At 67.2% G+C, this 20,635-nt stretch carries 23 protein-coding genes; 20 read left to right on the top strand and 3 right to left on the bottom strand.

Annotation, left to right across the window (positions count from 1 at the left end; genetic code table 11):
* Window positions 1–4: 4 nt before the first annotated feature.
* A complete protein-coding gene (locus AC3WRI_RS28290; RefSeq protein WP_011614375.1) occupies window positions 5–1,408 on the bottom strand; it encodes a sensor histidine kinase in 1,404 nt (467 codons plus the stop codon).
* 284 nt (window positions 1,409–1,692) lie between these two features.
* Between AC3WRI_RS28290 and AC3WRI_RS28285 the strand changes: the two genes are divergently transcribed.
* The gene (locus tag AC3WRI_RS28285; protein WP_010812883.1) at window positions 1,693–1,860 is read left to right on the top strand and encodes a DUF1328 domain-containing protein; all 168 of its coding nucleotides are present in this window, start codon (window positions 1,693–1,695) and stop codon (window positions 1,858–1,860) included.
* Window positions 1,861–1,912: 52 nt separating this feature from the next.
* Window positions 1,913–2,341: a DUF883 family protein gene (locus tag AC3WRI_RS28280; RefSeq protein WP_010812882.1), complete on the top strand. Its 429-nt coding sequence runs from the start codon at window positions 1,913–1,915 to the stop codon at window positions 2,339–2,341.
* A 176-nt stretch (window positions 2,342–2,517) separates the two neighbouring features.
* Here AC3WRI_RS28280 and AC3WRI_RS28275 read toward each other — a convergent pair whose 3' ends face one another.
* Window positions 2,518–2,838, bottom strand: coding sequence for a DUF1840 domain-containing protein (locus AC3WRI_RS28275; protein ID WP_010812881.1), 321 nt, complete (start codon window positions 2,836–2,838; stop codon window positions 2,518–2,520).
* Window positions 2,839–3,102: 264 nt separating this feature from the next.
* Between AC3WRI_RS28275 and argS the strand changes: the two genes are divergently transcribed.
* From argS to AC3WRI_RS28250, 5 genes are all read left to right on the top strand, one after another.
* Window positions 3,103–4,890, top strand: a complete 1,788-nt coding sequence (gene argS, locus AC3WRI_RS28270; protein WP_010812880.1) for an arginine--tRNA ligase — start codon at window positions 3,103–3,105, stop codon at window positions 4,888–4,890.
* Window positions 4,891–5,006: 116 nt separating this feature from the next.
* On the top strand, window positions 5,007–5,732 hold the full coding sequence (locus AC3WRI_RS28265; RefSeq protein ID WP_010812879.1) for an SPOR domain-containing protein: 726 nt from the start codon (window positions 5,007–5,009) through the stop codon (window positions 5,730–5,732).
* A 166-nt stretch (window positions 5,733–5,898) separates the two neighbouring features.
* Window positions 5,899–6,534 (top strand): thiol:disulfide interchange protein DsbA/DsbL, encoded by a 636-nt coding sequence (locus AC3WRI_RS28260; protein ID WP_011614376.1) that lies wholly within the window; start codon window positions 5,899–5,901, stop codon window positions 6,532–6,534.
* Window positions 6,535–6,639: 105 nt separating this feature from the next.
* Window positions 6,640–7,446, top strand: coding sequence for an SDR family oxidoreductase (locus AC3WRI_RS28255; protein ID WP_010812877.1), 807 nt, complete (start codon window positions 6,640–6,642; stop codon window positions 7,444–7,446).
* A gap of 2 nt (window positions 7,447–7,448) precedes the next feature.
* A complete protein-coding gene (locus AC3WRI_RS28250) occupies window positions 7,449–8,282 on the top strand; it encodes a helical backbone metal receptor (RefSeq protein WP_492294527.1) in 834 nt (277 codons plus the stop codon).
* Between the two features lie 5 nt (window positions 8,283–8,287).
* Here the strand turns inward: AC3WRI_RS28250 and AC3WRI_RS28245 are convergent, their stop codons facing one another.
* Window positions 8,288–9,364, bottom strand: a complete 1,077-nt coding sequence (locus AC3WRI_RS28245) for an MBL fold metallo-hydrolase (RefSeq protein WP_454751126.1) — start codon at window positions 9,362–9,364, stop codon at window positions 8,288–8,290.
* 205 nt (window positions 9,365–9,569) lie between these two features.
* Here AC3WRI_RS28245 and AC3WRI_RS28240 point away from each other — a divergent pair, with 205 nt between their 5' ends.
* The 13 genes from AC3WRI_RS28240 to AC3WRI_RS28180 all read left to right on the top strand — a co-directional run.
* The gene (locus tag AC3WRI_RS28240) at window positions 9,570–10,034 is read left to right on the top strand and encodes a MerR family transcriptional regulator (RefSeq protein ID WP_011614379.1); all 465 of its coding nucleotides are present in this window, start codon (window positions 9,570–9,572) and stop codon (window positions 10,032–10,034) included.
* Between the two features lie 127 nt (window positions 10,035–10,161).
* Window positions 10,162–10,638 (top strand): PaaI family thioesterase, encoded by a 477-nt coding sequence (locus tag AC3WRI_RS28235; protein WP_010812873.1) that lies wholly within the window; start codon window positions 10,162–10,164, stop codon window positions 10,636–10,638.
* 64 nt (window positions 10,639–10,702) lie between these two features.
* Window positions 10,703–11,884 carry an isovaleryl-CoA dehydrogenase gene (locus AC3WRI_RS28230; protein WP_011614380.1) on the top strand — a complete coding sequence of 394 codons (1,182 nt, stop codon included), beginning with the start codon at window positions 10,703–10,705 and terminating at the stop codon, window positions 11,882–11,884.
* Between the two features lie 111 nt (window positions 11,885–11,995).
* Window positions 11,996–13,837, top strand: a complete 1,842-nt coding sequence (gene aceK, locus AC3WRI_RS28225) for a bifunctional isocitrate dehydrogenase kinase/phosphatase (protein ID WP_010813256.1) — start codon at window positions 11,996–11,998, stop codon at window positions 13,835–13,837.
* Window positions 13,834–14,505, top strand: a complete 672-nt coding sequence (gene can, locus AC3WRI_RS28220; protein ID WP_010813257.1) for a carbonate dehydratase — start codon at window positions 13,834–13,836, stop codon at window positions 14,503–14,505. Before aceK ends, can begins: the two co-directional genes overlap by 4 nt.
* A 47-nt stretch (window positions 14,506–14,552) precedes the next feature.
* Window positions 14,553–15,731 (top strand): acetyl-CoA C-acetyltransferase, encoded by a 1,179-nt coding sequence (locus tag AC3WRI_RS28215; RefSeq protein ID WP_011614382.1) that lies wholly within the window; start codon window positions 14,553–14,555, stop codon window positions 15,729–15,731.
* Between the two features lie 130 nt (window positions 15,732–15,861).
* A complete protein-coding gene (locus AC3WRI_RS28210) occupies window positions 15,862–16,542 on the top strand; it encodes an SDR family oxidoreductase (protein ID WP_010813259.1) in 681 nt (226 codons plus the stop codon).
* A 30-nt stretch (window positions 16,543–16,572) separates the two neighbouring features.
* Window positions 16,573–17,703 carry an acyl-CoA dehydrogenase family protein gene (locus tag AC3WRI_RS28205; RefSeq protein ID WP_011614383.1) on the top strand — a complete coding sequence of 377 codons (1,131 nt, stop codon included), beginning with the start codon at window positions 16,573–16,575 and terminating at the stop codon, window positions 17,701–17,703.
* Window positions 17,704–17,790: 87 nt separating this feature from the next.
* The gene (locus AC3WRI_RS28200; RefSeq protein WP_010813261.1) at window positions 17,791–18,447 is read left to right on the top strand and encodes a 2-hydroxychromene-2-carboxylate isomerase; all 657 of its coding nucleotides are present in this window, start codon (window positions 17,791–17,793) and stop codon (window positions 18,445–18,447) included.
* Window positions 18,444–19,130, top strand: a complete 687-nt coding sequence (locus AC3WRI_RS28195) for an HAD family hydrolase (protein WP_058698938.1) — start codon at window positions 18,444–18,446, stop codon at window positions 19,128–19,130. Before AC3WRI_RS28200 ends, AC3WRI_RS28195 begins: the two co-directional genes overlap by 4 nt.
* On the top strand, window positions 19,127–19,564 hold the full coding sequence (locus tag AC3WRI_RS28190) for a YchJ family protein (protein WP_010813263.1): 438 nt from the start codon (window positions 19,127–19,129) through the stop codon (window positions 19,562–19,564). Before AC3WRI_RS28195 ends, AC3WRI_RS28190 begins: the two co-directional genes overlap by 4 nt.
* On the top strand, window positions 19,561–20,238 hold the full coding sequence (locus tag AC3WRI_RS28185; protein WP_492294525.1) for a glutathione S-transferase family protein: 678 nt from the start codon (window positions 19,561–19,563) through the stop codon (window positions 20,236–20,238). Before AC3WRI_RS28190 ends, AC3WRI_RS28185 begins: the two co-directional genes overlap by 4 nt.
* Before the next feature lie 53 nt (window positions 20,239–20,291).
* Window positions 20,292–20,635, top strand: a 344-nt coding sequence (locus tag AC3WRI_RS28180; RefSeq protein ID WP_492294524.1) for a carboxyl transferase domain-containing protein, incomplete at its 3' end; no start/stop codon positions are given.

Here is a 20,635-nt window from a genome sequence, read left to right as displayed (position 1 = left end):
CGCGTCAGGCGCGCGCCGGCTCCTGATTTTCCGGCGCCTCCGCCGGTGCCAGCACCGCTTCCGTCAGCGGCACCTCGATGTGGATGCGCACGCCCGCCTGCGTCGAGGAATCGATCTGCATGCTGCCGCCCAGCGCGGTAACGCGCTGCTCCATGCCCAGCAGCCCGTGGTGGCCGGCGGTGCTGCCGGCGTCGAAGTCCGCCGGCAGGCCCTTGCCGTCGTCGCGCACGGTCAGCGTCAGCAGGTTGTCCTGGCAGGCCAGGCTGACATCGATGTGCCTGGCTTCAGAGTACTTGCTGGCATTGGTCAGCGATTCCTGCACGATCCGGTATAGCGCGATCGCGGCCTCGTCGCGCAGTGGAGGCAGGTCCTCGGGCACGCTGACATCGGTCTCCCAGTCATTGCGCGCGCCCACTTCCTCGACCAGCTGGCAGACCGCCGCGCGCAGGCCCAGATTCAGCAGCACCGTGGGGCGCAGGTCTTCGATCAGGCGGCGCTTGATCTGGATGCCCTGGTCCACGTGCAGCATCACGCGCGTCAGCCGCTCGGCCGCCACCGGATGGTCCTCCTGCACCTTGCGGCGCACCCAGTGCAGATCCAGCTTGATCGCGGTCAGGATGGCGCCCAGTTCATCGTGCAGCTCGCGCGCCAGGCGTGTCTTCTCGTCCTCGGTCACGCGCTGCAGGTGGGCGGCCAGCGCCGACAGCTGGCGCGTGCGTGCGCGCACCTTGCGGTCCAGCCGCACGCCTTCCTCTTCCAGCTGGGTGCGCACCGCCTCAGCCATCGACAGGCGCTTGGCGTGGCCCACGCCCACCGCCATCATCAGGGTGATGTTGATGGCGGTAAGCAGGCCGATGCCGTAGCGCGACAGCTGCACGTCGTTCTCGGCGCCTTCCAGCCGGTGCGAGACCGCGCCGGCCTCGCGCGCCTGCAGCTGGTCCAGGCCGCGGCGCGCATTGTCCATGGTCTCTTTGCCGTAGTCGGTGCGGATCAGGTCCAGCGCCACTTCCAGGTCGCGCTTGCCGTAAACCAGCGTCAGCGCCATCTCGTTGAGCTTGCTGTTGATCAGCTTGGAGGTGTCGCTGAACTGCTTCAGGCCTTCGGGATCGTTGGCATAGCCGGCGCGGATCTGCGCCATCAGTTCGGCGATGCGCGGCAGGGCCTTGTAGTACGGCTCAAGGTAGCTTTCCTTGCCGGTCAGCAGGAAGCCGCGCTGGCCGGCCTCGGCATTGACCAGCTCGCCGTTGAGCGCGGCCAGCTCGGTCTGCACGCGCTGCGAGCGGATCACGTCGGTATAGCTTTCGCGCAGGCGGATATTGCCGGTTTCCGACGCCACCAGCACCGCCAGCGTCAGCAGGATGCCGCCCGCCAGCAGCAGCGTGTGGGGGAGAAAGGACTGCTTGAACATGGGCAATTCCTGTTTAGTGAAGGCGCGCCGCTCGCCCGCCGCAGCGCCAGGGAGCGCCCATGGAATCACATCGATCGCCATGGGTCAACCTTGAAACCGGGCCCGCGCGGGCGTCGTCCGGGTGCGTGTAGGACTCGGCTGACAGCGGAATCGGCTCGCTGTCAGTATTGGTGCGCGGGCTGGCTTTCTACGATGAGGCTATGAGCTTGCACCCCTTGGCGCAAGCCCTCACATGGGCCCAGCCAGTGCGCCTGGCGTGGTCCGATTGCTTCGGGAGCCTAGCCATGCTGCAATATGCACTCGTATTTTTCGTCATCGCCCTGATCGCCGCGATCTTCGGCTTCGGCGGAATTGCCGCCGGCGCCGTGGAAATCGCCAAGATCCTGTTCTTCATCTTCCTGGTCGTGGCGCTGGTCGCCGCGGTGATGGGCCTGGTCCGCAGGGGGCGATGACACCGGCCGCGAGCCGTCTTTCCCCACCGCCGACCGAAACTGAGGAGACCGTATGCTGACGCAGAACCCGAAAGTCAGGAAGGAACTGAACCACCTGTCCGACAGTGCCGACAGTGCCATCCGCCATATCAGGCATGCCGCGCGCGACACGCGCGATGCGGCAGCGCCGGTATCCGGCGAGGTCAAGGCGCTGATCGCCCAGCTGGAGCACACCATCGAAGTGCTGGCGCGCGAGGGCTCTGCCGAGAGCATGCGCGCCGGGCAGCGCCTGCGCGAGCGGGCCACCGACATGGCCCATCGGCTGCGCGCCCAGACCACTGACGGCATGATGCGCGCCCGCGAGCGCATGGATGGTGCGGTAGAACACGCCCAGCACCGCGTGGCCGAGTCGCCGCTGAAGGCGGTGGCGATCGCGGCGGCCGTGGGGGCGCTGATCGGGCTGCTGCTGGCCAATGGCCGGCGCCATTCAGAGGAGGATTAGGCCCGCCCCCCAGCCACCAGACCGATACCGGGACCCGTCCGGCACGCCGGGCGGGTCCTGCAAGGGAATCCCCCTTTCCGGAATCCTCGTCCGGAAGCCCGGCAGCCCACTGCGGTGCCGGGCGCTTTTTTAGGCGCGCGGCGATCGTGCCGCACGCAAGCGGGTGTCTGTTCCCGTCACACCCCCCACATCACATTGGCCCCCTCACGCTGGGAGGCACGCAGCATGTCCAGGAACGGGTAGGCGCGCTGGCCCAGGTGCAGCGGTTCTTCCTCGTCTTCGTCGTTGCCGGTGTCCGCTTCGACGGCCGAGCTGGCGGGATGGGCCTTGGCATCGGCGACCGCGGCTTCCAGCTTGTGGATCGCGGTTGGAAGCTCTTCCACGGTGATCACCCCTCGTTCCCCGAGGCGCTTGCCGATGATGCCCAGCAGCGTCATCGCCAGATCCTTCATCATGATCAGGTCCTGCGCGGCGTGGGATTTGAAGGTGATCAGCATGATGTGTTTTCCTTTCACGGAGAGGCGGGGGCGTTCCCGCGGGCGGGAAGTCTCGCTGATTTTGGGCCCGGATTGTGGCCCGGGGCCATCCTCGCGCATGATGTCAGCATAGCACCTGATAAAATTCGGCGTTCCCGATTCCAATGCCTGTCACGCGGCGCGGCGCGGCGCTCACTGTTCCTTTGCCGTCACTTGCCGCCTTCCGGGCGACGGCGCCGCCCAAGGCGGTGCCTGAATACCTTGCCCACAGGGCTTCCGACATCCATGCTGCCTGTTCAGACCTCCAATCTTGCCGCCGCGTTCACTGATGCGGTGCGCGCGCTCGCCCCGGCCGATGCCACCCTGCCCGCCGTCACCTTCGAGCGGCCCAAGGTGGCCGCCCACGGCGACCTTGCCTGCAACGTCGCCATGCAGGTCGCGCGCGCGCTCAAGAGCAATCCGCGCGAGCTGGCCCAGCGCATCGTCGATGCCGTGCAGGCCGACACGCGCGCGCAGGGCCTGGTCCAGGCCATGGAGATTGCCGGCCCCGGCTTCATCAACCTGCGCCTGACCCCGGCCGCCAAGGCCGACGTGCTGCGCGCGGTGCTGGCCGAGGGCGACCACTACGGCGCGCGCGAGCGCGGCGTGCACGGCCAGGTGCTGGTGGAGTTCGTCTCGGCCAACCCGACCGGCCCGCTGCACGTCGGCCATGGCCGCCAGGCGGCACTGGGCGACGCGCTGGCCAACCTGCTGTCGTGGCAGGGCTGGCACGTGCACCGCGAGTTCTACTACAACGACGCCGGCGTGCAGATCCAGACCCTGGCGCTGTCGGTGCAGGCGCGCGCGCGCGGCCTCAAGCCCGGCGACGCCAGCTGGCCCGAGGCCGCCTACAACGGCGACTACATCGCCGACATCGCCGCCGACTTCCTGGCCGGCAAGACCGTCAGCGCTTCTGACGGCGAGCCCGTGACCGCGTCGGGCAACGTCGAGGACATCGACTCGATCCGCAAGTTTGCCGTCACCTACCTGCGCAACGAGCAGGACATCGACCTGCAGGCCTTCGGCGTCAAGTTCGACCGCTATTACCTGGAGTCGTCGCTGTACAGCGACGGCCGTGTCGAAGCCGCGGTGCAGTCGCTGGTCGGCAAGGGCAAGACCTACGAGAGCGAGGGCGCGCTGTGGCTGCGCACCACCGACGACGGCGACGACAAGGACCGCGTGATGAAGAAGAGCGACGGCACCTATACGTACTTCGTGCCGGACGTCGCCTACCACACCACCAAGTGGGAGCGCGGCTTCACCAAGGTCATCAACGTGCAGGGCAGCGACCACCACGGCACCATCGCGCGCGTGCGCGCCGGCCTGCAAGGCCTGGACATGGGCATCCCGCAGGGCTATCCCGACTACGTGCTGCACAAGATGGTCACCGTGATGAAGAACGGCGAGGAGGTCAAGATCTCCAAGCGCGCCGGCTCCTATGTCACCGTGCGCGACCTGATCGAATGGTCCAACGGCGGCGACGAGACCATCCGCGGCTGCCTGGATACCGGCGTGGCCGACTGGCCGCAGCACTTCACCCGCGGCCGCGACGCGGTGCGCTTCTTCCTGCTGTCGCGCAAGGCCGATACCGAGTTCGTTTTCGATGTCGACCTGGCGCTCAAGCAGAACGACGAGAACCCGGTGTACTACGTGCAGTACGCCCACGCCCGCATCTGCTCGATCTTCGAGTCGTGGGGCGGCGCGGACTGGGAAGCCCGCCTGGCCGAGCTGGCCGGCGCCGACCTGTCCGCCGTGACCGGACCCGAAGCCAGCGCCCAGGCGCAGGCGCTGGGCCGCCGTCTGGCCGAGTTCCCGGACATGCTGTCGGGCGCCGCCGCCGAGCTGGCGCCGCATGCGGTCGCCTTCTACCTGCGCGACCTGGCCGGCGACTTCCACGCCTTCTACAACGCCGACCGCGTGCTGGTTGACGACGAGGCCGTCAAGCGCGCCCGGCTGGCGCTGCTGGCGGCCACGCGCCAGGTGCTGCGCAATGGCCTGGCGGTGATCGGCGTGTCCGCCCCGCGCCGGATGTAAGCAGGCGTCCGGCGCCCCCCGCGCGGGGGTACGGGGCTGTCCGGCCCCGAGGACGATGCCAGTGCTGCCGTTGGCGGCGCTGGCCCTATAATCCCGGCATCACCGAAGAGGACTTCATGCAACAGCAACGCAAGCGCGAGTCGCGCCATGTCCGCCGCAACCAGCAACGCGGCGGTACGTTCCTGGGCCTGGTGCTCGGGCTGATCGTCGGGCTGGCCATCGCCGTGGTGGTCGCCCTGTACATCACCAAGTCTCCGACCCCGTTCCAGCAGAAGAGTGCCCCGCGCCCGAGCGAGCCGGGCAATGTCACCAGCCAGCTGCCGCCGCCGGCCCAGCGCGCCGACGAGGGCCCGAGCGACCCCAACAAGCCGCTGTGGAGCAAGACCCCGGCCAAGCCGGTGGGCCAGGCGCCCGAGCCGGAACCGAAGCAGAACGGCCAGCATGGCCAGAACGGCCAGCAACCCCCGGTGGCCGTCGCCCGTCCGGCCGAGAAGCCGGTGGAAAAGCCCGTGGAGAAGCCGGCTGACAAGCCTGTCGCCAGCAAGCCGGCCGAGAAGCCGGTGGCCGACCCGATCGCCGAGATCGCCCAGGCCGATGCCAACAAGGTGGGCTACCTGCTGCAGGTGGGCGCGTTCCGCTCGTCGGACGACGCCGACCGCCAGAAGGCCAACCTGGCGATGCAGGGCTTCGAAGCCCGGATCACCGAGCGCGATGTCAACGGCGTCAAGATGTACCGGGTGCGCCTGGGGCCGTTCAACCGCATCGAAGACATGAACAAGGCACGCGACCGGCTGCAGTCGTCCGGCTTCGAGGCCTCGGTGATCCGCTTCACCAAGCAGTAAGCCGGACCGCAGGGTCAGGCGTTATTCCGGTCGTGTCCGGCGGCACTGGCAGTAATCGCCGGTAACCGCCGCAACACGTTGTCACCAGAAGCAGCCGGCGTTTCGCTGAACCGGACGCCGCCGCCGCTGTCATACGCTCATCGTCCAACCGCAAGGCCGCACCAAGATGAAAAAACTCGCCGCACTGTTCGCCATGTTCGCCGCCGTGGGCGGCCTGCTGATGTCCGCCCCGTCCCGGGCGGCGCCCGCCGAGGGCAAGGAATACCAGGTCCTGAAGGCGGCCCAACCGGTCGCCGCGGGCAAGATCGAGGTGACCGAGTTCTTCTGGTACGGCTGCCCGCACTGCTACGATTTCGAGCCGGACCTGGAAGCCTGGGTCAGGAAGCAGGGCGGCAACGTGGTCTTCAAGCGCGTGCCGGTCGCGTTCCGTGACGACCTGCTGCCGCACACCAAGATCTTCTATGCGCTGGAAGCCATCGGCAAGCTCGACGCCATGCACAACAAGGTCTTCAACGCCATCCACGTGGACCGCAAGCGCATGACGGACCCCAACGAGATCGCCGACTTCATGGCCAAGAACGGCGTGGACCGCAAGGCCTTCCTGGATGCCTACAACTCGTTCACGGTGACCACCAACTCGCAGCGCGCCAACAAGATCGCCGACGCCTACAAGATCGACGGCGTGCCGACCGTGGTGGTGCAGGGCAAGTACGTGACCTCGCCGTCGATTGCCGGCAACAAGCAGGGCGCGATCCAGACCATGGATTACCTGGTGGATCAGGTTAAGGCGAAGAAGATGTAATCTGCTGGCGACCTTCGCAAGCCGAGGGTTATCCAACACCAGTAGCAAGCCAAACGGCTGGTATCCTGTACCAGCCGTTTTTTTTCAGACTGCAACCCTGCCTTCATGCGTCCCCTCAAAGTCTTCCTCACCGGCGCCTCCAGCGGCCTGGGCCAGGCTCTCGCGCGCGAATACGCGTCGCAAGGCGCCATCCTCGGGCTGGTGGCGCGCCGCGAGGACGCGCTGCGCGAGTTTGTCGCCACGCTGCCCAACCCGGGCGCGGTGCGCGTCTACGGCGCCGATGTGCGCGATGCCGACGCCATGGCGCGTGCCGCTGGAGACTTCCTCGGCCATTTCGGCTGCCCGGACGTGGTGATCGCCAATGCCGGGGTCTCGGTCGGCACCGTCGCCAGCGAGCGCGAGGACCTCGACGCCTTCCGCCAGGTGATGGATACCAACTGGTTCGGCGTGCTGACCACCTTCCAGCCGTTCATGCATGCGATGCAGGCGCGCGAGCCCGGCCACTTCGGGCGCCGCGGCACGCTGGTGGGCATTGCCAGTGTCGCCGGCGTGCGCGGGCTGCCGGGCGCGGGCGCCTACAGCGCGTCCAAGTCGGCGGTGATCAAGCTGCTGGAAAGCCTGCGGCTGGAGCAGCGCGCGCACGGCATCCGCGTGGTCACGATCGCGCCCGGCTATATCCGCACGCCGATGACCGCGCACAACCCATACCGCATGCCGTTCCTGACCGATGCCGACGTGTTCGCGCGCAAGGCCGTGCGGGTAATCGCGGCAGGACGGCGCTTCCGCGTGATTCCGTGGCCGATGGGCGTGGTGGCGGCGCTGCTGCACGTGATGCCGCGCTGGCTCTACGATGCGCTGGCCGCGGGCGCCCCGCGCAAGCCGCGGCGCGCCGACCCGCCGCAGGAGCCCTGACCATGTGGCGCGACGCCATCGGCCAGCAGCATGCCGCCGCCAGTGGGGTGGTGCGGATCGCGTCGCTGGTGCCGTCGGTGACTGAGTTGCTGTTCGCGCTCGGGATGGCCCGGCAGATGGTGGCACGCACCGGCTTCTGCATCCACCCGGAACCGGCCGTGCGCGCGGTGCCCAAGGTCGGCGGCACCAAGGACGTGAACGTGGCGCGGCTGCGCGAGCTGGCACCCACGCACGTGGTGGTCAATATCGATGAGAACCGGCGCGAGACCGTGGACGAAATCCGCGCATTCGTGCCCAATGTGATCGTCACCCATCCGTGCGCGCCGGAAGACAACCTGGGGCTGTACCAGCTGCTGGGCGGGATCTTCGGCTGCCACGCCGAGGCCGAGGCGCAGTGCACGGCGCTGCAGGTGCAGCTCGATGCCATCCGCGTGCGCGCGTGGCCGGCTCGCCGCGTGCTGTATGCGATCTGGCAGGACCCGTGGATGACGGTGTCGCGCGATACCTATATCAGCCGCATGCTGGCATTGGCCAACTGGCACACCTGGCCCGAGGGCAGTGCCGCATTGCAGGCCTGCGCGGGCGGCGACTGCAGCCGCCCCAACGCGCCTGGCGATCGCTATCCCACCTTCCGCTGGAGCGACGCGCTGGTGCGCGAGCTCGACCTGGTGCTGCTGTCGACCGAGCCCTACCGCTTCACCGAAGACCACGCCGACGCGCTCGAGCGCCAGCTTGGCAAGCCGGTGCTGCTGGTCGACGGCGAGATGCTGTCCTGGTACGGCAGCCGCGCCATCGACGGGGTGCGCTACCTGGCGGCACTGGCGGCCGCCAACTAGGCCAGTCAGGCCGCGCGGAAGCGGATCACGCCGTCGTCGCCGGTTTCCCGCACCAGTTCGCCGCGGTGCCACAGGCAGTGCAGGTGGGCCAGCGACTCGCCCATGGCGAAGGTCATCTGGTGGATGTCGAACTGGCGCTTGAAGATCACGCTGACGATGTCGTGCGCGCTGCAGGCCTTCTCGCCGCAGGCTTCGAGCGTTTCGGCGAGGCGGTCGGCATGGTGCTCGCGCAGCTGCATGATGCGGGTATGCAGGTTGCGGAAGGGGCGGCCATGCGAGGGCAGGATCAGCACGTCCTGCGGCAGCGGTTCGTACTTGCCGAGCGAATCCAGGTAGAGCTGCAGCGAATTGCCTTCGGGCTCCATGTCGAACACGCTGACATTGGTCGAGATGCGCGGCAGCACCATGTCGCCGGAGATCAGCACATTGGTGGCGGCGTTGTACAGTGCCACATGCTCGGGCGAATGGCCGAAGCCGGTGATCACGTGCCAGGCCGAGGTCGCCGCATCGGTGCCGATCCGCACCGTGTCGCCCTCCATCATGCGGCGGTACTGCGCCGGCAGCTCCGGCACCAGCGACGGGTAGTAGGTCTTGCGCGCGCGCAGCTTTTCCTGGCTGTCGGCATCGGTCAGGCCGTGCAGCGCGAAGTGCGCGGCGGCGGCGTCGCCGCCCGCGCTGGAGCCGGCACCGGTGCCGCTGCCCATCACGCGCGCGCTCATGTAGTCGCCCAGGCTCATCCACAGCCGCACGCCGAAGCGTTTGCACAGCCAGTGCGCCAGGCCGACGTGGTCGGGGTGGCTGTGCGTCACCAGCACGCGCACCACCGGCAGTCCTTCCAGCTCATTGGCGAAGATGGTTTCCCAGTGGCCCTTGATGATGTCGTTGGTGATGCCGCAGTCGATGATGGTCCAGCCGTCGCGGCCGTCCAGGCGGTCGCGCAGCAGCCACAGGTTGATATGGTCGAGCGCGAACGGCAGCGGCATGCGCAGCCAGTAGACGCCGGGGGCGACTTCCTGCTTGGAGCCGGGCTCGGGCATGGTGTCGCCGAACGGGTATTGGAGCTGGTGTTCGAGTGCGTTCATGAGGAGTCTCGTGGTCGAAGCCTGGCGCGGGGGCGCGGGCTTTCTCGTTCTGCCGGCACGCCAAGCATTGAGCAGGGCGTGCAAGCACCGGTTGCCAGCCGATCTGGTTGACGCTAACGTAAACGTCAATCATACGGGTTCGTTTCCATCTTAAGCGAAAACTTGACTTCACAACGAACGACCGTTCACTTTCTTTGGGCAGGCTATGTCAGCGACGCCAGCGGCGGCTTCCGCCACCTACACCATCACCGACCTTGCGCGTGAATTCGACATCACGCCCCGGGCCATCCGTTTCTACGAGGACCAGGGTCTGCTGTCGCCGGAGCGCGAAGGGCCGGGCGGGCGCAAGCGGGTCTACAACGGCCGTGAACGGACCCGGCTGAAGCTGACACTGCGCGGCAAGAGGTTGGGGCTTACTCTCAATGAGATCCGCGAGATCCTTGACCTCTACGAGTCACCACGCGACACAGCCCCGCAGCTGGAGCGCTTCCTGCACTCGCTCGCGGCGCACCGGCGCACGCTTGAGCGGCAGATGGAAGACCTGCAGGCGCAACTGGCCGAGATCGACCAGCATGAGCGCCAGTGCAGGGCTTTGCTGGCCGCGCAGACCGGCAAGCAGCAACCGGCCACGGAAGACGGCGATGCGCCGGCCCGGACCTCGGTCGCCTGAAGCGGCACTTCCACCGGCATCCGTGCCGGATGGGATTGACGTTTACGTAAACGTCAATAGAATACCCCGACAGCGCGCGCAGCCTGTTGCTGCCGGCGACCCAACGTTCTCACACCGGAACTCCGCCATGACGTCATCCAACGCCAGTGCCGTACCCGCTGAACCAGGATCGCTGTCCGCCGCGCGCGCCGACGCTATCGCCACCAGCTTTTCCCGCCAGGGGCTGATGACCACCTTTGGCGCGACCCTGCGGCGGGTGGACCGCGGCGAGGTCGAGCTGGCCATGCCGTGGTCCGACGGCGTGACCCAGCAGCACGGCTTCTTCCACGGCGGCGTGGTGGGTGCGCTGGCAGACAGCGCCTGCGGCTACGCCGCGCTGACGATGGTGGGCGAAGATGAGGCGGGCCTGACCGCCGAGTACAAGATCAACCTGCTGTCTCCCGCCCAGGGCGAACGCCTGGTGGCGGTGGGGCGGGTCCTCAAGCCCGGGCGCACGCTGATCGTGGCACAGGGCGATGTCTATGTCGAGCAGGACAGCCGCCGCAAGCAGGTGGCCACCATGCTGATGACGCTGTGCGTGGTCAAGACACTGGGCCACGTCTGAACTGACGGCTCCGGCCATCCATCCGGAACCCGACACACATACCGATTCCAAACAGGAGACCATCATGACCGAACTGCCAGGCCTGAAATTCGATCTGGGCGAAGACATCGAGATGCTGCGCAACTCCGTGCGCGACTGGGCCCAGGCCGAGCTGGCCCCGCGCGCCGGCGAGATCGACCGCACCGACCAGTTCCCGATGGACGCCTGGAAGAAGATGGGCGACCTGGGCGTGCTGGGCATCACCGTGGCCGAGGAATACGGCGGCGCCAACATGGGCTACCTGGCGCACATGATTGCGATGGAAGAAATCAGCCGCGCCTCGGCGTCGGTCGGCCTGTCGTACGGCGCGCATTCCAACCTGTGCGTGAACCAGATCCACCGCAACGGCACGCCGGCGCAGAAGGCGAAGTACCTGCCCAAGCTGGTCTCGGGCGAATGGATCGGCGCGCTGGCCATGAGCGAGCCCAATGCCGGCTCCGACGTGGTCAGCATGAAGCTGCGCGCCGAGTTCAAGGGCGACCGCTACGTGCTCAACGGCACCAAGATGTGGATCACCAACGGCCCGGACTGCGACGTGCTGGTGGTCTATGCCAAGACCGAGCCTGAGCTGGGCGCGCGCGGCATGACCGCCTTTATCGTCGAAAAGGGCATGAAGGGCTTCTCGGTGGCGCAGAAGCTGGACAAGCTGGGCATGCGCGGCTCGCACACCGGCGAACTGGTGTTCCAGGACGTGGAAGTGCCGGTCGAGAACATCCTTGGCGCCGAGAACGGCGGCGCCAAGGTGCTGATGAGCGGGCTGGACTACGAGCGCGCGGTGCTGTCCGGCGGCCCGGTCGGGATCATGCAGGCGTGCATGGACGTGGTCACGCCGTATATCCACGACCGCAAGCAGTTCGGCCAGAGCATCGGCGAATTCCAGCTGATCCAGGGCAAGGTGGCCGATATGTACACCACGCTGCAGGCCGCGCGCAGCTACCTGTACACGGTCGGCAAGAACCTGGACGCGCTGGGCAGCGGGCACGTGCGCCAGGTGCGCAAGGACTGCGCCGCGGTGATCCTGTACACCGCCGAGAAGGCCACCTGGATGGCGGGCGAGACCGTGCAGATCCTGGGCGGCAACGGCTATATCAATGAATACCCGGCCGGCCGCCTGTGGCGCGACGCCAAGCTGTACGAGATCGGCGCCGGCACCTCGGAAATCCGCCGCATGCTGATCGGCCGCGAGCTGTTCGCCGAAACCATGTAAAGCGCAAGGGGGGCGCCGAAATCACCCGGAGCCCCCGCCCGAACCCCATTACAATCTCAGTACCCGTCGCAAGACCGCTCGCCGCACATTTCTCCCGGCCCCCGTCGACCCATGTCCCACTTCCCCAAACTGCTCTCCTCGCAGATTGCCTTCGATGTGGCGAGAACGATGCTCGACGGGTTCGACAAGCATTACCGCCTGTTCCGCGAGGTCAGCCACCAGGCCAAGCTCAAGTTCGAGGCCGGCGACTGGCACGGGCTGCAGCAGATCCAGCGCGACCGCATTGCGTTCTACAACGAGCGCGTGCGCGAATCGAGCGTGATCCTGGAAGACGAGTACGACGCCGAGAACATCGAGGACGAGATCTGGCAGCAGATCAAGCTGCACTACATCGGCCTGCTGACCAACCACCACCAGCCCGAGCTGGCCGAGACCTTCTTCAACTCGGTCTGCACGCGCATCCTGCACCGCTCGTACTTCAACAACGATTTCATCTTCGTGCGCCCGGCGATCTCGACCGAGTACATCGAGAACGAGGAATCGCCCACGCGCCCCACCTTCCGCGCCTACTACCCGGGCAGCCGCGAGGGCATGGCCGCGTGCTTCGAGCGCATCGTGCACAACTTCCAGCTGGAGAGCCCGTTCGAGGACCTGCAGCGCGACATCGGCTACGTGGTGCGCGCGGTCAGCGAGCATTTCGGCGACCTGCGCATCGCGCCGAATTTCCAGGTCCATACGCTGTCGTCGCTGTTCTTCCGCAACAAGTCGGCCTTTATCATCGGCCGCATCCTGAACGGCGACCGCACTTTCCCGCTGGCGATCCCGATCGTGCACGGCCCCTCGGGCAAGCTGACGCTGGACACCGTGCTGCTGAAGAAGGAACAGTTGCTGATCCTGTTCTCGTTCACGCACTCCTATTTCATGGTCGACATGGAGATCCCGTCGGCCTACGTGACCTTCCTGCGCGACATCATGCCGCGCAAGCCGCGCGCCGAGATCTATACCTCGCTGGGCCTGCAGAAGCAGGGCAAGAACCTGTTCTACCGCGACTTCCTGCACCACCTGCAGCATTCTTCGGACAAGTTCATCGTCGCGCCCGGCATCCGCGGGCTGGTGATGCTGGTGTTCACGCTGCCGTCATACCCGTACGTGTTCAAGGTCATCAAGGACTTTTTCCCGGCGCCCAAGGAAACCACGCGCGAGCTGGTCAAGTCCAAGTACCAGCTGGTCAAGCAGCACGACCGCGTCGGCCGCATGGCCGATACGCTGGAGTACTCCGACGTAGCCTTCCCGCTCTCGCGCTTCGACGAGGCGCTGGTGCGCGAGTTCGAGCAGCACGCGCCGTCGATGATCGAGTACCAGCGCGGCAAGGATGGCGGCGAAGAGATCGTGGTGCGCCACGTCTATATCGAGCGCCGCATGACGCCGCTGAACATCTACCTGACGGAGGGCACTGACGAGCAGGTCGAGCACGGCGTGATTGAATACGGCAACGCCGTCAAGGAGCTGATCGCTGCGAACATCTTCCCGGGAGACATGCTGTACAAGAACTTCGGCGTCACGCGCCACGGGCGCGTGGTGTTCTACGACTACGACGAGATCGAGTACCTGACCGACTGCAACATCCGCGACGTGCCGCAGCCGCGCAACGAGGAAGAGGAGATGTCGGGCGAGGTCTGGTACACGGTGCGTCCGCACGACATCTTTCCCGAGACCTTCCGCACCTTCCTGCTGGGCGACACGCGCGTGCGCGCGGCGTTCCTGCGCCACCATGCGGACTTTTTCGACCCTGCCATGTGGCAGAGCCACAAGGACCGGCTGCTGGCCGGACATGTTCATGACTTCTTTGCCTATCACAGTTCAGAGCGATTCATTCACCGCTACAGCGAAGCTGGCAGCGCGCAGGGTACCGCTGCCGTTCCCGATCCTGGTCCTGCAAGGAGGGTCGCATGACTGACGCCATCGCCCAGCTGTTCCGCAACAACCGCGAGTGGGTCGACCGCGTCAACGCCGAAGACCCCACCTTCTTCATGCGCCTGGCCAACCAGCAGGCGCCCGAGTACCTGTGGATCGGCTGCTCCGATTCGCGCGTGCCGGCCAACCAGATTCTGGGCCTGGCCCCGGGCGAGGTGTTCGTCCACCGCAATATCGCCAACGTGATCGCGCACAGCGACCTGAACGCGCTGGCGGTGATCCAGTTCGCGGTAGAGGTGCTCAAGGTGCGCCATATCACCGTGGTGGGCCACTACGGCTGCGGCGGTGTCAAGGTCGCGCTCAAGCGCGAGCGCATCGGCCTGGCCGACAACTGGCTGCGCCATGTGCGCGACGTGGCCGACAAGCACGAGGCCTATCTCGGCACGCTGCTGCGCGAAGACGACGCCCATACCCGGCTGTGCGAGCTCAATGTGATCGAGCAGGTCAACAACGTCTGCCAGACCACCGTGCTCCAGGACGCCTGGAGCCGCGGCCAGGCGGTGACCGTGCATGGCTGGGTCTACGGCGTGTCCGACGGCCTGCTGCGCGACCTGGGCATGGCCGCCAGCAGCAACGACGAACTGCGCGAGCAACTGGCCGCGGCCTACCGCCAGTACGGCGATCCGCCGCAGGCGTCGATCCGCTGACCGGACGCACACACCGCTTCTTCATCCACCGATCCAGGAGACCCGACATGGAAGAGATCGTCATCGTTTCAGCCGCCCGCACGCCGATGGCTGCGTTCCAGGGCGAATTCGCCAGCGTCACCGCGCCGCAGCTGGGCGCCGTGGCCATCCGCGCCGCCGTAGAGCGCGCCGGCCTGAAGCCAGAGCAGGTGGAAGAGGTGGTGTTCGGCTGCGTGCTGCCGGCCGGCCAGGGCCAGGCCCCGGCGCGCCAGGCCGCGCTGGGCGCGGGCCTGCCGCTGGGCGTGGGCTGCACCACCGTCAACAAGATGTGCGGCTCGGGCATGCGCGCGGCCATGACCGTCTACGACGGGCTGATCGCGGGCTCGTTCGATATCGCCATTGCCGGCGGCATGGAGAGCATGACCAATGCGCCGTACCTGGTGCCGAAGGGCCGCGGCGGCTACCGCATCGGCCACGGCATGATCTACGACCACATGATGCTGGACGGCCTGGAAGACGCGTATGACAAGGGCCGCGCCATGGGCACCTTCGGTGAGGACTGCGCCGCCAAGTACGGCTTTACGCGCGAGCAGCAGGACGAATTCGCGATGGAAAGCGTGCGCCGCGCCCAGCAGGCCACCGAGAACGGCGACTTCCGCTGGGAGATCGCGCCGGTGACGGTGTCCGGCAGGGGCGGCGACACCGTGATCGACACCGACGAAGGCCCGCGCCGCATCAAGCTGGACAAGATCCCCTCGCTCAAGCCCGCGTTTGCCAAGGACGGCACCATCACGGCGGCCTCGTCGTCGTCCATCAACGACGGCGCCTCGGCGCTGGTGATGATGCGCGCCTCCACCGCGAAGAAGCTGGGCCTGCAGCCGATCGCGCGCATGCTCGGCCACACCACCCACGCGCAGGCGCCGGGCTGGTTCACCACCGCGCCGGTGGAAGCGATTTCCAAGCTGTACCGCAAGCTGGACTGGACCACCGACAGCGTCGACCTGTTCGAGATCAACGAGGCCTTCGCCGTGGTGCCGATGGCGGCCATGCACGACCTCAAGATCCCGCGTGACAAGGTCAATATCCATGGTGGCGCCTGCGCACTGGGCCACCCGATCGGCGCTTCGGGCGCACGCATCATGACCACGCTGATCGGCGCGCTGCGCAAGACCGGGGGCAAGCGTGGGGTGGCGAGCCTGTGCATTGGTGGTGGCGAGGCGACTGCGGTGGGGATCGAGATCCTGTAACGCGTTCCTTCCCGCTTGTTTTCTCCCCTCTCCCGCTTGCGGGAGAGGGAGCAAGACAGAGGCAGTTTGCTGAACCCGTGGCCGGGCGAGCCGTTTCGCGCTCCGGCCAGCCCGACAAAGGAGCACAGCCTTGCCAACCGTCCTGATCCTCGGTGCCTCGCGCGGCATCGGCCTTGAATTCGTGCGCCAGTACCGTGCCGACGGCTGGCGCGTCATTGCGGCGGCGCGTACGCCTGAAGGCGTCGGCGCATTGCAGGCGCTGGGCGCCGAAGCCCATCAGGTCGACCTGTCCGATGCCGGCGCGGTCGCGGGCCTGGGCTGGAAGCTCGACGGCGAAGCCCTCGACGTGGCGATCTACAACGCCGGCGTGCTGGGACCCCGCACCGAAGGCGCGCAACCGGTCACGCCGCAGGAATTCGACCGGGTGATGCATGTCAACGTGCTGGGCCCGATGATGGCGCTGCCGCTGCTGCTGCCCTACGTCGAAGCGGGCCAGTCCGGCCACGGCGGCGTGCTGGCGGTGCTGTCCTCGCGCATGGGCAGCATCACCGCGATGGAGCACAGCACCAGCTGGCTGTACCGCGTCAGCAAGGCCGGCGCCAATGCGGCGCTGCGCGCGGTCTCGCTCGATGCGCGCCACGCCACCTGCGTCGCGCTGCACCCGGGCTGGGTCAAGACCGACATGGGCGGCCAGGAAGCCGACCTGACCGTGCAGCAGAGCGTCAAGGGCATGCGCCAGTTGCTCGCCGGCGTCAAGCGGCGCGACAACGGCACCTTCCACAATTACGACGGCACGCCCATCCCCTGGTAAGCGCGCACGCACACTGAGCATCGAACCGACATGCTGCTGACCCCCGAACAGGAAATGATCCGCGACGCCGTGCGCCAGTTCGCGCAGGAAGTGATCGCGCCGCAGGCCGCGCAGTGGGACCGCGACAAGACCTTCCCCAAGGACGTGCACCGCGAACTGGCGGCGCTGGGCGCCTACGGCGTGGCGGTGCCGGAGGCATACGGCGGCGCCGGACTGGACTACCTGTCGCTGGCGCTGATCCTGGAAGAGATCGCGGCCGGCGATGGCGGCACCTCCACCGTCATCAGCGTCAACAACTGCCCGGTGTGCAGCATGCTGATGTCGTTCGCCAGCGAGGCGCAGAAGCAGCAGTGGCTGGTGCCGCTGGCGCGCGGCGAGATGCTGGGCGCGTTCTGCCTGACCGAGCCGCACGTGGGCTCGGATGCGTCGGCGCTGCGTACCACTGCGGTACGCGATGGCGACCACTACGTGCTCAACGGCGTCAAGCAGTTCATCACCAGCGGCCAGAACGCCGACGTGGCGATCGTGCTGGCCGTGACCGACAAGGCCGCAGGCAAGCGCGGCATCAGCGCCTTTATCGTGCCGACTTCGACCCCGGGCTACGTGGTGGCGCGGCTGGAGGACAAGCTCGGCCAGCATTCGTCGGACACCGCGCAGATCCTGTTCGAGGACTGCCGCGTGCCGGCGGCCAACCTGCTCGGCGACGAGGGCGGCGGCTACAAGATGGCGCTGTCGGGACTGGAAGGCGGGCGCATCGGCATCGCCTCGCAGAGCATCGGCATGGCGCGCGCCGCGTTCGAGGCGGCGCTGGCCTATGCCAAGGAGCGCGAGAGCTTCGGCCAGCCGCTGTTCCAGCACCAGGCGGTGCAGTTCCGCCTGGCCGAGATGGCCACCCGCATCGACGTGGCGCGCCAGATGGTGTGGCACGCCGCCGCGCTGCGCGACGCCGGCCGCCCGTGCCTGAAGGAAGCGGCCATGGCCAAGCTCTTTGCCAGCGAGATGGCCGAGCGGGTGTGCTCGGATGCGATCCAGGTGTTCGGCGGCTACGGCTACGTCAGCGACTTCCCGGTGGAGCGCATCTACCGCGACGTGCGCGTGTGCCAGATCTACGAGGGCACCAGCGATATCCAGAAGATCCTGATCGCGCGCGCGCTGGCCTAGCGATGCGCGTACGATGGGGTGTGTGCCGCGAAGGCGGCGCGCTTCCCTGATCCCCGTACCGGCAACCACAACAAGAAGGGCCCCGACATGACCGCAGCGATCGACTTCTACTTTGATTTCTCTTCGCCCTACGGCTACTTTGCCAGTACCCGCATCGACGACCTGGCGCAGAAGTACGGGCGCATCGTCGCCTGGCATCCCATCCTGCTGGGCGTGGTGTTCAAGACCACCGGCGCCTCGCCGCTGCCGCAGCTGCCGCTCAAGGGCGATTATTCGTGGCGCGATTTCGAGCGCACCGCGCGCTTCCACGGCATCGAGTACAAGCGCCCCACGCATTTCCCGCTGCCCACCACGCACGCCGCGCGTGCCATGCTGTGGCTGCAGAACCACCACGGCGATGACATCGCCGCGGCCTTTGCCAAGTCGGTGTACCGCGCGCTGTTCGTCGACGACATCAATATCGCCGAGCCGGCCGAGATCATGAAGCTGGCCGAGCCGCTGGGCGTGGACGTGCAGGCGCTGGATGCCGGCGCCACCAGCTACCAGATCAAGGACCAGCTCAAGGCCGAGATCGACGTGGCGATGGCCAAGGGCGTGTTCGGCTCGCCCTTCGTCATCATCGATGGCGAGCCGTTCTGGGGCTTCGACCGCTTCGACCAGGTCGAGGCCCACCTGAAGAGCCGCCGCCAGACTGAACTCCGGGCTGTGCCGAGCCTGGACACCAAGGAAAAGAAACCCGCATGACTGCAGCAACCCGTGGCCATTCCGGCCGATTCGATTGCGTGATCTTCGACTGCGACGGCGTGCTCGTCGACAGCGAGCCCATCGTCAACCGCGTGCTCAACCAGATGCTGAACGAGCTTGGCATCGAGATCTCGCTGGAAGACTCCACGCGCCTGTTTCTCGGCCGCGCCGTGCGCGAAGAGCTGGAGATGATCGAGCGCATGCGCGGCGCGCCGCTGCCCGAGAACTGGCTGTCGACCTGGCTGGCGCGCCGCAACGCGGTGCTGGAAGCCGAAGTCGCTGCGGTCGCCCATGTGCGCGAGGCGATTGGCAAGATCGCCGCCACCGGCATGCCGGTGTGCGTGGCGTCGGGTGCGGACCGCGTCAAGGTCAAGCTGCAACTGACCAGGACCGGCCTGGTCGAGCTGTTCCAGCAGGATGAGCGCGAGCATATCTTCTCCGCCACCGAAGTGGCACGCAGCAAGCCCGCGCCCGATGTGTACCTGCTGGCCGCGCGCACCATGAGCGTTGAGCCGGCGCGCTGCGCCGTGGTGGAAGACAGCCCGACCGGCGTGACCGCGGGCGTTGCCGCCGGCATGACGGTGTTCGGCTACGCCGAGCGCAACGATGCCGCGCTGCTGCGCGAGGCCGGCGCGGGCACCATCTTCACCGATATGCGCGACCTGCCGGAGCTGGTGGGATGACCGCGAAAGCGGCAGGCCGCCTGCCCAAGGCCGGACCGGTGCCGTGCCCGTGCGGCAGCGCGGACTATGCCGCCTGCTGCGGCCGCTTCCATCGTGGCGAGGCACTGCCGCCCAATGCCGAGGCACTGATGCGCTCCCGCTACAGCGCCTATGTGCTGAACGACATGGAATGGTTGCGGCAGACCTGGCATGCATCGACCTGCCCGGCCGACCTGTTGCCGGATACCGCCACGCGCTGGCTCGGGCTCACGGTGAAGGCGCATGCGCAGCAGGACGATGCGCATGCCGAAGTGGAGTTCGTGGCGCGCTACAAGGTAGGCGGGCGCGCCATGCGGCTGCACGAACGCAGCCGCTTTGTACGCGAGCCGCGCGCGCCTGGCGAGGCACCGCGCTGGCTCTATGTGGATGGCGACATGATCGGGGAGACATCATGAGCATCGAGAAGCGGAATGAGCCGGAGTACCTGCTGTATTGCTTTGCCCAGTCCGGCAATGCCTACAAGGTGGCGCTGCTGCTGGAGACCGTCGGCGTGCAGCGCGGCCAGCAGCTGTGGCAGCCGCGCTTCGTCGATTTCTTCAACGGCGAGACCCGCACGCCCGAATACCGCGCCATCAACGTGATGGGCGAGGTGCCGGTGCTGGAGTGCGGCGGCCAGCGCCTGTCGCAGTCCGGTGCCATCCTGGAAACGCTGGCCACGCGCCTCGATGCCTACGGCCCGCGCGACGAGGCCGAGCGCGCCGAGGTGCTGCGCTGGCTGCTGTTCGACAACCACAAGTTCACCTCCTACACCGCCACCTATCGCTTCATGCGCACCTTTGCCAGGTCGCCGGACCCGGCCGTGCTGAAGTTCTTCCGCGCGCGCTGCGAAGGCGCGTGGAACGTGCTCAACGCGCAACTGGCCGGGCGAGCGTTCCTGCTGGGCGAGCGCGCCACCATCGCGGACTTCTCGCTGTCGGGCTACGTCTTCTTCGACGACGAGATCGGCGTGCACTGGCGCAAGGAGTATCCGCATATCCACGCCTGGGCCGAGCGCATCCGTGCGCTGCCGGGCTGGAAGCACCCCTACGACCTGATGCCGGGGCACCCACTGCCCAGGCACGCAGGCTGAGCCCGGCCGCTGGCAGGACGGCGAAAACCAATATCAAGCAGGAAGAGACACAGATGCCCACCCTGGAAACCAAACTCAACGCCCGCTCCGAATCCTTCCAGGCCAACGCCGAGTCGATGCAGGCCCTGGTGGCCGACCTCAAGGCCAGGATCGCGAAGCTGGCCGAAGGCGGCGGCGACGACGCGCGCAACAAGCACCTGTCGCGCGGCAAGCTGCTGCCGCGCGACCGCGTACAGCAACTGCTGGATCCGGGCACCCCGTTCCTGGAGCTGTCGCAGCTGGCCGCGTACGACATGTACGACAATGCCGCACCGGGCGCGGGCATCATCACCGGCATCGGCCGCGTGGCCGGGCAGGAGTGCGTGATCGTCTGCAATGACGCCACCGTCAAGGGCGG

Source organism: Cupriavidus sp. FW305-27, assembly GCF_058787995.1.
Note: the sequence above shows the minus strand (reverse complement) of the source record. Positions and strands in the feature narration are given on the sequence as shown.

Excerpts from the sequence above, each read along its gene's own strand:
- AC3WRI_RS28290 (WP_011614375.1), bottom strand. The coding sequence starts at position 1,408 with ATGTTCAAGCAGTCCTTTCTCCCCCACACGCTGCTGCTGGCGGGCGGC.
- AC3WRI_RS28285 (WP_010812883.1), top strand. The coding sequence starts at position 1,693 with ATGCTGCAATATGCACTCGTATTTTTCGTCATCGCCCTGATCGCCGCG.
- AC3WRI_RS28280 (WP_010812882.1), top strand. The coding sequence starts at position 1,913 with ATGCTGACGCAGAACCCGAAAGTCAGGAAGGAACTGAACCACCTGTCC.
- AC3WRI_RS28275 (WP_010812881.1), bottom strand. The coding sequence starts at position 2,838 with ATGCTGATCACCTTCAAATCCCACGCCGCGCAGGACCTGATCATGATG.
- argS (WP_010812880.1), top strand. The coding sequence starts at position 3,103 with ATGCTGCCTGTTCAGACCTCCAATCTTGCCGCCGCGTTCACTGATGCG.
- AC3WRI_RS28265 (WP_010812879.1), top strand. The coding sequence starts at position 5,007 with ATGCAACAGCAACGCAAGCGCGAGTCGCGCCATGTCCGCCGCAACCAG.
- AC3WRI_RS28260 (WP_011614376.1), top strand. The coding sequence starts at position 5,899 with ATGAAAAAACTCGCCGCACTGTTCGCCATGTTCGCCGCCGTGGGCGGC.
- AC3WRI_RS28255 (WP_010812877.1), top strand. The coding sequence starts at position 6,640 with ATGCGTCCCCTCAAAGTCTTCCTCACCGGCGCCTCCAGCGGCCTGGGC.
- AC3WRI_RS28250 (WP_492294527.1), top strand. The coding sequence starts at position 7,449 with ATGTGGCGCGACGCCATCGGCCAGCAGCATGCCGCCGCCAGTGGGGTG.
- AC3WRI_RS28245 (WP_454751126.1), bottom strand. The coding sequence starts at position 9,364 with ATGAACGCACTCGAACACCAGCTCCAATACCCGTTCGGCGACACCATG.
- AC3WRI_RS28240 (WP_011614379.1), top strand. The coding sequence starts at position 9,570 with ATGTCAGCGACGCCAGCGGCGGCTTCCGCCACCTACACCATCACCGAC.
- AC3WRI_RS28235 (WP_010812873.1), top strand. The coding sequence starts at position 10,162 with ATGACGTCATCCAACGCCAGTGCCGTACCCGCTGAACCAGGATCGCTG.
- AC3WRI_RS28230 (WP_011614380.1), top strand. The coding sequence starts at position 10,703 with ATGACCGAACTGCCAGGCCTGAAATTCGATCTGGGCGAAGACATCGAG.
- aceK (WP_010813256.1), top strand. The coding sequence starts at position 11,996 with ATGTCCCACTTCCCCAAACTGCTCTCCTCGCAGATTGCCTTCGATGTG.
- can (WP_010813257.1), top strand. The coding sequence starts at position 13,834 with ATGACTGACGCCATCGCCCAGCTGTTCCGCAACAACCGCGAGTGGGTC.
- AC3WRI_RS28215 (WP_011614382.1), top strand. The coding sequence starts at position 14,553 with ATGGAAGAGATCGTCATCGTTTCAGCCGCCCGCACGCCGATGGCTGCG.
- AC3WRI_RS28205 (WP_011614383.1), top strand. The coding sequence starts at position 16,573 with ATGCTGCTGACCCCCGAACAGGAAATGATCCGCGACGCCGTGCGCCAG.
- AC3WRI_RS28200 (WP_010813261.1), top strand. The coding sequence starts at position 17,791 with ATGACCGCAGCGATCGACTTCTACTTTGATTTCTCTTCGCCCTACGGC.
- AC3WRI_RS28195 (WP_058698938.1), top strand. The coding sequence starts at position 18,444 with ATGACTGCAGCAACCCGTGGCCATTCCGGCCGATTCGATTGCGTGATC.
- AC3WRI_RS28190 (WP_010813263.1), top strand. The coding sequence starts at position 19,127 with ATGACCGCGAAAGCGGCAGGCCGCCTGCCCAAGGCCGGACCGGTGCCG.
- AC3WRI_RS28185 (WP_492294525.1), top strand. The coding sequence starts at position 19,561 with ATGAGCATCGAGAAGCGGAATGAGCCGGAGTACCTGCTGTATTGCTTT.